Origin of the sequence: Variovorax sp. UC74_104 (assembly GCF_044055375.1) — a bacterium.
Lineage (GTDB): Bacteria > Pseudomonadota > Gammaproteobacteria > Burkholderiales > Burkholderiaceae_C > Variovorax.
Genome location: NZ_CP171978.1, coordinates 671343 through 683738, shown reverse-complemented (window position 1 = coordinate 683738; position 12396 = coordinate 671343). Strand labels below are relative to the sequence as shown.

Here is a 12396-nt window from a genome sequence, read left to right as displayed (position 1 = left end):
CTGTCAAAACTATTCGAAAGCTAGCGCCTACTTGCGCGATCGGGCGAGGTCCTTCGCCCTACATCCGTGCGCCGATGTAGAATTCTGCCCGTCATTGGGGAGTAGCCGCCTTCCGATCTGCGAGAAGGGCCCGCGTCAACAGACTTGTCCTGTCCCACCAGGATATGGCGCGTGCAGTGAACACACCTGGCGAGACCTTTGACCGTGCAACTTCGGGAATATGGCCGAAGGTGTTGCACGGTCAATTGCGTCCTTCGGCCCAAGGAACCCCACGTTCATCATGGAAGCTTTTCTCGTAGCAACGGGCGTCGTCGCGCTCGCGGAAATGGGCGACAAGACCCAGCTCCTGGCCCTTCTCCTGGCCGCGCGCTTCAGGAAACCCTGGCCGATCGTCCTCGGCATCTTCGCCGCCACCGTCATCAACCACGCGCTCGCGGGCGCGGTCGGCAACTACCTCACGCGCTGGCTCGGGCCCGAGGTGCTGCGCTGGATCCTGGGCGGCTCGTTCATCGCGATGGCCGTCTGGATGCTGATTCCCGACAAGCTCGACGACGACGATGCCCCCGGCGCATCGAAGTTCGGCGTCTTCGGCACCACGGTCGTCGCCTTCTTCCTCGCCGAGATGGGCGACAAGACCCAGATCGCCACCGTCATGCTCGCCGCCCGCTTCACGCACGACTACATCTGGGTGGTCATGGGCACCACGCTGGGCATGATGCTGGCCAACGCGCCCGTGGTGTGGCTCGGCGAGAAGATCGTGCGGCGCGTGCCGATCAAGCTGGTGCACGGTGTCTCGGCCGCGATCTTCCTGGTGCTCGGCGTCCTCATGATCGTCGGCATATAAGAGAAACCCCCGACCCCTTTCGCCCCTTTCCAGGAACACCGCGGAACCGGCTCCGCCGGGCCGCCGGTGTTGCCCCCTTCCCAAGGGGGTTGGCGAAGCGACACGCAGTGCGCGAAGCCTGGGGGATATACTCCCTCTGCGCCGATTTGCTTCAGCTTGCGGGCGCTCTATAAATTCAGCTAAAGACAGGCGCGGCAGACCCGGCTCGTTTTTGGCGAGGCCGGGTTTTTCATTCATGTCGTCGTCACCACCTCTGGTCGTCACTCCGCAGTCGATGCAGTTCGCAGGCCCGCTGGCCCTGCGCAGCGGCGCATCGATCAGCGACTACACGCTCGCCTACGAAACCTACGGCACCCTGAACGCCGATCGCAGCAACGCGGTGCTCGTGTGCCATGCGCTCAACGCCTCGCACCACGTGGCGGGCGTCTACCAGGGCCAGGCCCGCTCCGAGGGCTGGTGGGACAACATGGTGGGTCCGGGCAAGCCGGTGGACACCGACCGCTTCTTCGTGATCGGCGTCAACAACCTCGGCTCGTGCTTCGGCTCGACCGGCCCGATGCACGTCAACCCCGCCACCGACCGCGTCTACGGTGCCGACTTCCCCGTGGTGACGGTCGAGGACTGGGTCGACGCCCAGGCCGCACTGCTCGACGCGCTCGGCATCGAGACGCTCGCGGCCGTCATGGGCGGCAGCCTCGGCGGCATGCAGGCGCTGTCGTGGACGCTGCAGTACCCCGAGCGCGTGCGCCACGCCGTGGTGGTGGCCAGCGCGCCCAACCTCACGGCCGAGAACATCGCCTTCAACGAGGTGGCGCGCCGCGCCATCGTGACCGACCCCGATTTCCACGGCGGCCACTTCTACGAGCACGGCGTGGTGCCTAAGCGCGGCCTGCGCATCGCGCGGATGATCGGCCACATCACCTACCTCAGCGACGACGTGATGAACGCCAAGTTCGGCCGCATCCTGCGCAGCGCGGTGGAAGGCGAAGTGGCGGGCGCGGACTATCGCTATTCCACCCAGGACGTCGAGTTCCAGATCGAGAGCTACCTGCGCTACCAGGGCGACAAGTTCAGCGAGTACTTCGACGCCAACACCTACCTGCTCATCACCCGCGCGCTCGACTACTTCGACCCCGCGCGCAACCACGGCGGCAAGCTCAGCGCCGCGCTGGCCCAGGCGCGCGCCAAGTTCCTGCTCGTGAGCTTCAAGACCGACTGGCGCTTCTCCCCCGCGCGCAGCCGCGAGATCGTCAAGGCGCTGCTCGACAACAGCCGCAACGTGAGCTACGCCGAGATCGACGCGCCGCACGGCCACGACGCCTTCCTGCTCGACGACGTGCGCTACATGGGCGTGGTGCGCTCCTACTTCGAGCGCGTCGCCAAGGAGTTCCAGCAATGAGCGACCTCGAACATCAACGCCTGATCGCGGAGCTCGTGCCCAAGGGGGCCCGCGTGCTCGACCTCGGCTGCGGCGACGGCGCCCTGCTCGACCTGCTTCAGCGCGAGCGCGGCTGCACCGGCTACGGCGTGGAGATCGCCGATGGCAACGTGCTGCAGTGCATCCGCCGCGGCGTCGACGTGATCCAGCTCAACCTCGACGAAGGCCTCGCGATGTTCGACGACGCCTCCTTCGACGTGGTGCTGCAGATCGATACGCTGCAGCACCTGCGCAACGCCGAGGTCATGCTGCGCGAGACCGCGCGCGTGGGGCGCATCGGCATCGTCGCCTTCCCCAATTTCGCGCACTGGCCCAACCGCCTGAGCGTGGCGCGCGGGCGCATGCCCGTCACGCGCCGCCTGCCCTACCAGTGGTACGACACGCCCAACATCCGCGTGGGCACCTTCAAGGACTTCGAGGTGCTGGCCGGCAAGAACAACCTGCGCATCCTCGACGCCTTTGGCCTGCAAAACGGCCGCGATGTGCGCTGGCTGCCCAACGCGCGCGCCAGCACGGCGGTGTTCAAGTTCGAGCGCGGCGGCGGTTGACGGCGCAATGAGCTTCACGCTCGCACAGCCGGTCCACAGCGAGCTCGTCATCAAGAAGAGCCGCTTCATCGGCTGTGTGCAGCCGGTGGCCGATCGCGCGGCGGCACTGGCGGTGGTCGCCTCGCTGCGCGCCGAGCATCCCGCGGCGGCGCACGTGTGCTGGGCACTCATGGCGGGCGGGCAGTCGGCCGCGAACGACGACGGCGAGCCCGGCGGCACGGCAGGGCGGCCGATGCTGGAAGTGCTGCGCCACCAGCAGGTCGAAGGCGCGCTCGCGACCGTGGTGCGCTACTTCGGCGGCGTGAAGCTGGGCGCGGGCGGCCTCGTGCGGGCCTACACCGATGCGATTGCGCAGGCCCTGCTCGGCGCCACGCTGGTGCCGCTGCTGCGCCAGCGCAGCCTGCGCTGCTCCGTGCCCTACGCGCTCGAAGGACTGGTGCGGCGCGAGCTCTCGGCCGCCGGCGCGGTGCTCGAGGCCGTGCAGCACGGTGACGACGTGGCCTTCGCCTTCTCGCTGCCCGAGCCGGATGCCGACGCCTTCATCGCGCGCCTCGGCGATGCTGCGCAAGGGCGCGTCGTCTGGCGGCGGGAGTGAGCCTCTTCGCCGGTACTGCCGGGACTGTGGGTGCCGGTTCGACCATCGAGAGAACGCCGCGCTGCGCCACCGGCAACGCGGCCGGTTCGTCGTCGCTCCCGCGCCGCGCCATCTCGGCGGTCACGATGCCGGTCGGCACCGCGAGCACGCCCCAGCCCACCAGCATCATCACCGAGGCGATCGCGCGGCCGAGGTCGGTCTTGGGCACGAGGTCGCCGAAGCCCACGGTGGTCATCGTCGAGATGGCCCAGTAGACCGCCACCGGAATGCTCGTGAAGCCGTGCGGCGGCCCCTCGACCACGTACATCAGCGTGCCCATCACCAGCACCACCAGCATCACGAAGCCCACGAACACGGTGATCTTCCGGCGGCTCGCCGCCACCGCCGACACCAGCGCGCGGTACTCGACCGAGTAGCGCGATAGTTTGAAGATGCGGAACACGCGCAGCAGCCGCAGGATGCGCACGTCAATCAGGTAGCTCAGCCCCATCTCGGGCGCGAAGACCACGAGGAAGGTCGGCAGCAGCGCGAGCAGGTCGATCACGCCATAGAAGCTCAGCGCGTAGCGCAGCGGCTTGTTCACGCAACTGAGCCGCGCGATGTACTCCAGCGTGAAGAGCGCAGTGAACACCCATTCGAGCACGTTGAACACCGAGCGCCACTGCTCGCGGATGGACTGCACGCTGTCGAGGATCACCACGAGCACGCTGGCCACGATCACCGCGATCAGCGCCAGGTCGAACATCAGGCCGGCGCGGGTGTCGGCCTCGAAGATCACGGTGAAGAGCGTGCGCCGCCAGCCGTGCGCGGGCTTGTCGAAGCGCGAGTCGGTGGTGGATGACATTGCGCGCGATGCGGCGTTCCGTTCGGCGTTTGAAGGGCTCATGGCGCCACATTGTCATGTGCGCGATCGACTTATTCAGTTACGCTTATTGCGCAATGAAGTGCCGCAGGCCGTGAGTGCGTTCTTACGATAGTCCCCTTTCTTGAGGAGCTCCCCTTTGGCTACACAGTCCCCCTTCTTCGGCAAGCGTGATCGTGACACCGATTCGTTGACATCGCGCCCCGCGCCGCTCGTCGGTTCGGGCACCAACCTCTCCGGAACCCCCGTCAATCCCTCGTCGCTCACCGCACAGCAAGGCGGCCTGAATGCGGCAGCGGCCGCGCCCGTCGCGAAGGAAGGCGGCAGCAAGCTCACCGTCGGCCCCAACATCAAGCTCAAGGGCGTGGAGATCACCGATTGCGACACGCTCGTGGTCGAAGGCCTGGTCGAAGCCACCATGGACTCGCGCCTGATGCAGATCGCCGAGCAGGGCGCGTTCAAGGGCTCCGCCGAGATCGACATCGCCGAGATCCGCGGCGTGTTCGACGGCAGCCTCACCGTGCGCGAGAAGCTCGTCATCCACTCGACCGGCAAGGTCACGGGCAAGATCCGCTACGGCAAGATCGTGATCGAGGAAGGCGGCCAGATCTCCGGCGAGATCAGCTTCGGCGCCGCGAAGCCCTCGCTGCAGGCAGCTGCCTGAAACAGGCCCCCCCGGCTTTTCACTCCGCTTCGCTGCGTGTAACTCCACCCCCCGAGGGGGAGGCGCGGGCCGCCTTGGGAGCGGCCCGGCGGCGCCCGCAGGCGTCTTTCACGCGGTAGGTGCGGTCCAGCCAAGACGCTCCAGCAAGGCACCGGCAGCCGCCGGTGCCTTTTCCTTCGCGCCGTTGATGAAGTAGACGAACACGTCGCGCTTCTTCGGCGACACGGCCCAGCCCTGCGCGCGCCCGGCCCACGTATCGAGCGCCTTCGGCGCATAACCCGTCTTCAGCTTGGCGTCGGCCATCATCAGCCGCGCATAGGCGATGTCGCCTTCGGGTTCCTCGAAGGACGGAAACTTGTCGGCGTCGGTGAACACCGTCGACACCTTGTACTTCTTCGCGAGCGCCTTGTAGGCGGGCACGATGAAGCTCTCGTGCCGCACGTCCATCACGTGCCGCAGCACCCGGCTGCCCTCCTTCTTCGGCAGCAGCGCGAGAAAGGCCTCGAAGTCTTCCGCGTCGAACTGCTTGGTCGGCATGAACTGCCACACGATCGGCCCGAGCTTGTCGCCCAACTCGGCCACGCCGCTGTCGATGAAGCGCTTGATGGAATCGCCCGCGCCGGAGAGCAGCTTGCGGTTGGTCGCGAAGCGCGAGGCCTTCATCGAGAAGATGAAGTCGTCGGGCGTGTCGTCGTGCCACTTGCGGAAGGTCTCGGGCTTGAAGGTGCTGTAGTAGGTGCCGTTGATCTCGATGGCGCTGACCTTGCGGCTCGCGTAGTTCAACTCTTTCGCGTGCGCGAGCCCCTTCGGGTAGAAGTTGTCGCGCCAGGGCTCGTAGGTCCAGCCGCCGATGCCCACCTTGATGTTTGCCTTGCTCACGTGGCCCTCCGGGTTGAGATCGCCCGCACTCTACGCGCGGTTGTTCCAAGGCGCAAAATGCGTCCTTTCTTTCGTCACCCGCGGAGAACCCAACGATGAACGCCCCCCTGCACCGCGAAATGCCCGCCGGCACGCTCGACGCCGAGCGTGCCCTGTCCGACGTCACCGCCCAATGGGACGGCGACATCGTCAAGCAACTCACCGACTACATCGGCATCCCGGCCAAGTCGCCCGGCTTCGACAAGGACTGGTCGGCCAACGGCTATCTCGAGACCGTGCTGCGCAACGCCGCCGCGTGGGTCGAGGCGCAGAAGGTGGAAGGCCTGAAGCTGGAGATCGTGCGCCTGGAGGGCCGCACCCCGGTGCTGTTCTTCGAAGTGCCGGCCACCGGCACCGACATGGGCGAGACCGTGCTGATGTACGGCCACCTCGACAAGCAGCCCGAGTTCACCGGCTGGCGCAACGACCTCGGTCCCTGGACGCCCAAGTACGAGAACGGCCTGCTCTACGGCCGCGGCGGCGCCGACGACGGCTACGCGGTGTACGCCAGCATCGCCGCGCTGCAGGCGCTCAAGAACCAGGGCGCGGCGCACCCGCGCATCGTCGGCCTGATCGAGACCTGCGAGGAAAGCGGCTCCTATGACCTGCTGCCCTACGTCGACGCGCTGCGCCCGCGCCTGGGCAACGTCGAGCTCGTGATCTGCCTCGACTCCGGCGCCGGCAACTACGACCAGCTGTGGCTCACCACCTCGCTGCGCGGCATGGCCAGCGGCACGCTCAAGGTCGAGGTGCTGACCGAAGGCATCCACTCGGGCGACGCCTCGGGGCTCGTGCCCTCGAGCTTCCGCATCATGCGGCAGGTGCTCGACCGCCTCGAAGACAGCGCCACCGGCCGCCTGCTGCCCGCGAGCTTCCACTGCGAAGTGCCGGCCGACCGCCTCGCGCAGGCCAAGGCCACCGCCGCGATCCTCGGCGAGGAGGTCTACAAGCGCTTCCCGTGGGCGCACTACGACTGCGGCGGCTCCACTGTGTTCGCGCTGCCCACCACCACCGACCCGGTCGAGGCCCTGCTCAACCGCACCTGGAAGCCCACGCTCTCGGTGACCGGCGCCGAGGGCTTCCCGGCGCTGAAGGATGCGGGCAACGTGCTGCGCCCCTACACCGCCTTCAAGCTGTCGCTGCGCCTGCCGCCGCTGGTCGACGCGGCCGAGGCCGTGCAGAACCTCAAGACGCTGCTGGAGGACAACGCGCCCTACCAGGCCCGCGTGACCTTCGAGAGCAACGGCGGCGCCACCGGCTGGAACGCGCCCACCATCACGCCGTGGTTCGAGGACGCGCTCAACAAGGCCTCGAAGGCGCACTTCGGCGCTTCCTGCGGCTACATCGGCCAGGGCGGCACGATCCCGCTGATGAACATGCTCAGCGCCGGCTTCCCGAAGGCGCAGATGATGGTCTGCGGCGTGCTCGGCCCCAAGAGCAACGCGCACGGTCCCAACGAGTTCCTGCACGTGCCCTATGCCAAGAAGCTCACCGCCGCCGTGGCCGAAGTGATCGCCGCATTGCCGGCCGCGCACCGCGCAGCAGCATCGGAGCCGGTGGCCGCTTGAGCGAGGCGCTGCCTCTGCCGCAGCGCGTGTCGCTGTCCACGCCCGACGGCGAAACGCTCGCACTGCGCCGGCTGCCGGCGCCCGGGCCGGCGCGTGCCGTGGTCGTCGTGGTCCACGGGCTCGGCGAGCACGCCGGCCGCTACCACGGGCTGGCCGAATGCCTGCACGAATGGGGCTTCGCGGTATGGGCGCACGACCACTACGGGCACGGCGAATCCAGCGGCCCGCGCGGCGGCCTGCCGAGCGAACTGCGACTGGTGGACGACCTCGCGCTCGTCATCGACGACGCGCGCCGAGAGAACCCAGGTCTGCCGGTGGTGCTGCTGGGCCACAGCCTGGGCGGGCTTGTCGTGGCGAGCCTGGTTGCGCGCGGCGTGCGGCACGTCAACGCCGCGGTGCTGTCCTCACCGGGGCTCGATCCCGGCCTGAGCGGTTTCCAGAAGCTGCTGCTCGCGGTGCTGCCGCGCCTCGCGCCCGACCTTCGCGTGGGCAACGGCCTCGACGACAACTACCTCTCGCACGATGCGGCCGTGGTGCAGGCCTACCGAGACGATCCGCTCACGCACGACCGCATCGGCGGGCGCCTGGCGCGCTTCCTCGCGTACGAAGGCGAGAACGTGCTGCGGCAGGCCGCGAACTGGCCCGTGCCGACGCTGCTGCTCTACGCGGGCGACGACCGCCTCGTGCGGCCCGACGCGAGCCGGGCCTTCGCCTCGGCGGCGGCGGCCAGCGGCAAGGTCGAGGCGCACTGCTTCGACGCGCTGTACCACGAGATCTTCAACGAGCTCGAAGCCGATCCGGTCTTCGAAGCCCTGCAGCGCTGGCTCAACCGGCGCTTTCCGCCGCTGGCCTGAGGGCGCGCCTGCGGCGCGCCAGCCAGAGCAGCGCCGCGCCGGTCAGCACCACCGGCACCAGCGAGCCGAAGTTCAGCAGCCCCAGCCCTGCGTGGTCACCAGCACGCCCGAGGCGAACGAGGTCAGCGCCAGCGTGGCGAACACGCAGAAGTTGAGCGCGCCCTGCGCGCGGTCGCGCTCCTCCGGCGCGTAGGCCGTGAGCGAAAGCGTGGTGCTGCCGGTGAACAGGAAATTCCAGCCCACGCCCAGCAGGAACAGCGACACGATGAAGTGATGCAGCTCCACGCCCGAGAGCGCGACGGCGATGCAGCCGAGGTTCAGCAGCAGCCCCACGCCCATCACCGGCAGCACGCCGAAGCGGCGGATCAGGTGGCCGGTGAAGAAGCCCGGCGCGAACATGCCGATGACGTGCCATTCGAGCACCAGCGCGGCGTCGGAGAACGGCAGGCTGCAGATCTGCATCGCGATGGGCGTCGCGGCCATCAGCAGGTTCATCACGCCGTAGCCCAGCGCGCCGGCCGCGGCCGCCACGATGAACACCGGCTGGCGCGCAATCTCCGCCAGCGAGCGCCCGCCGCCCGATTCCTTGCGCGTGGGCGCCGGCGGGAATTCGATGAAGTGCATCACCGCCATCGACAGCAGCGCCACCGCGGCCAGCGCGATGTAGGCGCCGGCGAAGGGCACGGCAAAGGCCTCGCGCGTGGCCTTGGCGAGGTTGGGCCCGGCCACGGCGCCGATGAGTCCGCCGGCCATAACCATCGACACCGCCTTCTCGCGCCATTCCGGCGCCGCCAGTTCGGCCGCGGCGAAGCGGTAGAGCCCCGCGTTGGCGTTGTAGTAGCCCGTGACGACGGTGGCGAAGCACAGCAGCCAGAAGTTACGGGTGACCGCGGCGAAGCAGCACAGCAGCGCCGACACCAGCGCCACCGCCAGCCCGGTCTGGAACGAGCCGCGCCGGCCGAAGCGCTGCTGCGTGCGCGCCACCAGCCCGGTGGAGAGCGCGCCGCCGATCACGTAGCTCATCACCGGCAGCGTCGCCATCCAGCCGCGCGGCGCGATCGCCAGGCCCACCAGGCCGTTGATGGCGATGAAGGTGACGTTGTTCGTCAGCAGCAGGCCCTGGCAGATGGCGAGCAGCCACAGGTTGCGGTTCATGGCGCTGTCTCCCGTATGGCGCGCTGCAGGTCGCGCTCGATCTCGCTGAAGGCGATGGCGGGCAGGTCGCCCAGCGTGCGTTCGGTGCCGGTGAGCGCCACGCCGAGCACGGTCTGAAGCGCCTTGCCATCGGGGCTGTCCTGCACGAACCAGCCTTCTTCCAGCTGCAGGCGGACCTGGCCTTCGCCGGGCACGCCCTTGTTGAAGGCGTTGACCATGCCACCGTCGCCGATCTCGCGCACCCAGCCGCGCGTCTCCAGGCCCATGAGCGCGGCGTTGGACACCGCGCGGCCGGCCCATTGCGGCAGCTCGCGGCCGGCGCGCAGCGCATCGTCGAGCACGAAGGACTGGCGCGCCAGCTGCTCGAAGGGCTGCAGCAGTTCGTAGTCGGCCAGCACCTGGCCCCAGGCGGCCGCTAGCGACGTGCCGAGCGCCGCGAAGTCCAGCGGATGCGGCAGGCCGATGCGGGCGTTCTCCGCCAGCTTCACCGGGTCGTCGTGCAGGTCGGCCAGCTCGCCTTCGGCGGTGACGCGGAAGGTGCCCTGCAGCCTGTCGGCGGCATCGAACAGGCCCCAGACCAGCGGCCGGCTGAACACGCGCAGCACCGGATGGTTGGCGAAGAAGGGCATGAACTCGTCGGGGCCCCAGCGGCGCTGCGCGCACATCGCGGCCTCCAGCCGCCTGATCTGCGTGGTGGCGACGGTCTTCGCGAGCTTGCGCAGTTCCTTGAGCTGGGTCGTTGCGGCGGCCGCCTTGCCTGCGTCGTCGTTGGCGCCCGGCTTGGGCAGCGTCTTGAGCGCCTTGCCCTTCGCATCGTGCACCACGGGCTGGAAGCTGTCGTCCATGCGCACCTCGAAGCTGCGCGGGCCGAAATCCAGCACGAGGCGCGCGCGGACATCGAGGCCGAGGTCGGGCACGGTGCGGTCGGCGAGCTGGTCGAGGCTCAGGCCGCGCTGCTCGGCCACCTCGCCGAGCATGCGGTCGGCGCGGGTGCGCAGGTCGTCGTAGCGGGTCTGGCGCGCGAGTTCGGCCAGGTGCATCAGCGCGGCGTCGCTGCCGATCTCGCCGAGCATCGCCATCGCGTCGTAGGCGCGCACGCGGTCGAGCGCCGCCCGCCACTGGCGCAGCAGGCCGTAGAGCTGGCGCGCGGTCTCGCCGTCGCCGAGCCGGCCCTGCAGCGCGAACATCCAGCGCTCCCTGGCCGGGCGGCCGTTGCCGATCCACCAGGCCAGCAGCGCGCGGCCGAAGCGTGCGAGGGAGTCGGGCGTGATCGCCTCCAGCAGGCCGGCGAGCCCCGGGTATGGCGCGTCGGCCTTGCCGAGCATCATCGCCATCAGCACGTCGGGTACCGTGGCCTGCGGCAGCGCGAGGCCGTCCTTGGCGAGGATCAGCCGGGGCAGCGTCGGCAGCGGCAGCGTCTTCGGTACCGCGGGAAGGCTGTCGGGCAGCACGTCCTCGGGCGCGATGGACAGCAGCTGCGCCACCGCGCCGGCGGCTTCGGCGCCGTAGGCCTGCGCCTGGGCGCGCACCGCCTCGGCATGGCCGTTGTCGTGCAGCCAGCGCAGCGCGGCCTGTGCCGCTTCGTGCGCGGGGCCTGGCTCGCCCAGCGCGATGGGAACCAGGCCGCGCGCGGCCGTCTCGGGGTAGCGCGCCAGCCATGCGGCCGCCTCGCGCCGCACCCAACGGTTGGTGTGGAAGCCCTTGGCGATCCAGCCGGCGAGCGGGTCCCACTCGATGACCGAGGCCAGCTCGAACATCGCGCGCGAGCCCTGCTTGAGGAAGCGCGGCAGCCCCGGCAGCGCGTCCGCGCCGAAGGCATGGAGGATGGGCCGCACGCGCGCCACGTCGCCCATGAAGTGATCGACGGCCGGCCCGTGCGTGAACGCCGCCACCGCCAGCGGCGCGGGCAGCTGCCAGATGTATTCGGCGACGCCCCAGCGCGAGCCCGGCAGCGGGCCGAAGTCCTCGGGTCCGGCGATCTCGCGGCGCCCGGCGGCCACGTCGTCGATGAGCTCGGGGCGCAGGCCCAGCATCCACAGCGCCTTGTGCACGCTGCCGCCTTCGCGGATGGCATCGGGCGCATCGGGCTGGTGGCGCGGGAACTCGGTCATCCACTGGTTCGAGCGATCGCGCGAGACGCGCACCTCGCGCGCCAGCCAGTCGGACAGGTCGCCCGTGGCCTGCAGGTATTGCGGCGGCTCGAGGTCGGCCCAATGGAGCCGGGCCGTCGGAGGCAGCGGCTGCAGCGCCAGCACCGGGATGACGGGCAGCGCCTGCCGGTTCTTCCACGGCGGTCGGCGCAGCAGCGCGGGCCAGTCGTCGGCGGGGGCGTCGGCCACTCCGGGGGAGCCGTCTTCCTGCAGGCGCGCGAGCGTCTTGCGCTGGGCTTCGTCGCAGGAGGCTTCGAGGGGCTTCTGCCACTCGGGGTTCGCCGCGAGCAGTTCCAGGATCAGCGCCGCGCCGGCCTGGTGCCGCGCCGGGTTTGCCGACAGCAGCTCGCGCAGCACGAAGAGCGGCCAGCGCGCGGCCTGCTTCACCAGCGCGTTCTTGCAGTCGATCTGCTTGACCTGCGCGACGAAGAAGCGCACCACTTCCGCGTCATGGATGGCCAGCAGGTCGGTGACGGCTTCCTTGTGCGGCGAGGGCTCGAAGAGCAGTTCGGCTGCGGCGGCGCCGTGCATCTCGAGCATTCGAAGCCGCGCGGCGCGCGGCGGATAGAAGCTGGAGCGGTGGCGGCGGAAGAAGTCGAGGCTGTCGGCCAGGCTGCGCTCGTCGGAAAGCGAGCCGCCGCACTGGCCGCAGGGCCGGTCGTTGAACCGCGCGAGCGCCTCGCGCATGTTCTTGGTCCACCGCACCTTGCCGTCGGGCCGCGCGTCGAGGCCGCCCTCCTTCTTCTCTTCGCTCTTCTGTGCTTCCCCCTTCGACTTGCGACTGCCCGCCATGCCATTGC

General features: G+C 69.3%; 10 protein-coding genes, 1 pseudogene and 1 riboswitch. Of the genes and pseudogenes, 7 read left to right on the top strand and 4 right to left on the bottom strand.

The window, feature by feature from the left end:
• The first annotated feature begins 84 nt into the window (after positions 1–84).
• A riboswitch (yybP-ykoY riboswitch) is annotated at positions 85–262 on the top strand.
• A gap of 18 nt (positions 263–280) precedes the next feature.
• From ACHMXA_RS03350 to ACHMXA_RS03335, 4 genes are all read left to right on the top strand, one after another.
• Complete coding sequence (locus ACHMXA_RS03350; protein ID WP_395318454.1) at positions 281–844, top strand: TMEM165/GDT1 family protein; 564 nt, start codon at positions 281–283, stop codon at positions 842–844.
• 235 nt (positions 845–1079) lie between these two features.
• On the top strand, positions 1080–2243 hold the full coding sequence (locus ACHMXA_RS03345) for a homoserine O-acetyltransferase (RefSeq protein WP_176665376.1): 1164 nt from the start codon (positions 1080–1082) through the stop codon (positions 2241–2243).
• Positions 2240–2830 carry a methionine biosynthesis protein MetW gene (metW, locus tag ACHMXA_RS03340; RefSeq protein ID WP_395318451.1) on the top strand — a complete coding sequence of 197 codons (591 nt, stop codon included), beginning with the start codon at positions 2240–2242 and terminating at the stop codon, positions 2828–2830. The genes ACHMXA_RS03345 and metW overlap by 4 nt, the downstream gene beginning before the upstream one ends.
• 7 nt (positions 2831–2837) lie before the next feature.
• On the top strand, positions 2838–3425 hold the full coding sequence (locus ACHMXA_RS03335) for an IMPACT family protein (RefSeq protein WP_395318449.1): 588 nt from the start codon (positions 2838–2840) through the stop codon (positions 3423–3425).
• Here the strand turns inward: ACHMXA_RS03335 and ACHMXA_RS03330 are convergent.
• Positions 3370–4269 carry an ion transporter gene (locus ACHMXA_RS03330; protein ID WP_395318447.1) on the bottom strand — a complete coding sequence of 300 codons (900 nt, stop codon included), beginning with the start codon at positions 4267–4269 and terminating at the stop codon, positions 3370–3372. The two genes, ACHMXA_RS03335 and ACHMXA_RS03330, sit on opposite strands and share 56 nt — an antisense overlap.
• Positions 4270–4426: 157 nt before the next feature.
• Here ACHMXA_RS03330 and ACHMXA_RS03325 point away from each other — a divergent pair, with 157 nt between their 5' ends.
• Positions 4427–4951: a polymer-forming cytoskeletal protein gene (locus ACHMXA_RS03325; protein WP_126020878.1), complete on the top strand. Its 525-nt coding sequence runs from the start codon at positions 4427–4429 to the stop codon at positions 4949–4951.
• 108 nt (positions 4952–5059) lie between these two features.
• Here ACHMXA_RS03325 and ACHMXA_RS03320 read toward each other — a convergent pair whose 3' ends face one another.
• Entirely contained in the window at positions 5060–5830 is a 771-nt protein-coding gene (locus ACHMXA_RS03320) for a DUF72 domain-containing protein (protein WP_176665372.1), read from the bottom strand.
• Positions 5831–5925: 95 nt separating this feature from the next.
• Between ACHMXA_RS03320 and ACHMXA_RS03315 the strand changes: the two genes are divergently transcribed.
• Positions 5926–7437: a M20 family metallopeptidase gene (locus ACHMXA_RS03315; protein WP_295984219.1), complete on the top strand. Its 1512-nt coding sequence runs from the start codon at positions 5926–5928 to the stop codon at positions 7435–7437.
• Complete coding sequence (locus tag ACHMXA_RS03310) at positions 7434–8291, top strand: lysophospholipase (protein ID WP_395318444.1); 858 nt, start codon at positions 7434–7436, stop codon at positions 8289–8291. The genes ACHMXA_RS03315 and ACHMXA_RS03310 overlap by 4 nt, the downstream gene beginning before the upstream one ends.
• Here the strand turns inward: ACHMXA_RS03310 and ACHMXA_RS03305 are convergent.
• Positions 8263–9446 (bottom strand): annotated as a pseudogene (locus tag ACHMXA_RS03305) (MFS transporter). The gene ACHMXA_RS03310 and the pseudogene ACHMXA_RS03305 sit on opposite strands and share 29 nt — an antisense overlap.
• The gene (locus ACHMXA_RS03300; protein ID WP_395318442.1) at positions 9443–12388 is read right to left on the bottom strand and encodes a DUF4132 domain-containing protein; all 2946 of its coding nucleotides are present in this window, start codon (positions 12386–12388) and stop codon (positions 9443–9445) included. The pseudogene ACHMXA_RS03305 and the gene ACHMXA_RS03300 overlap by 4 nt, the downstream one beginning before the upstream one ends.
• Positions 12389–12396 lie beyond the last annotated feature (8 nt).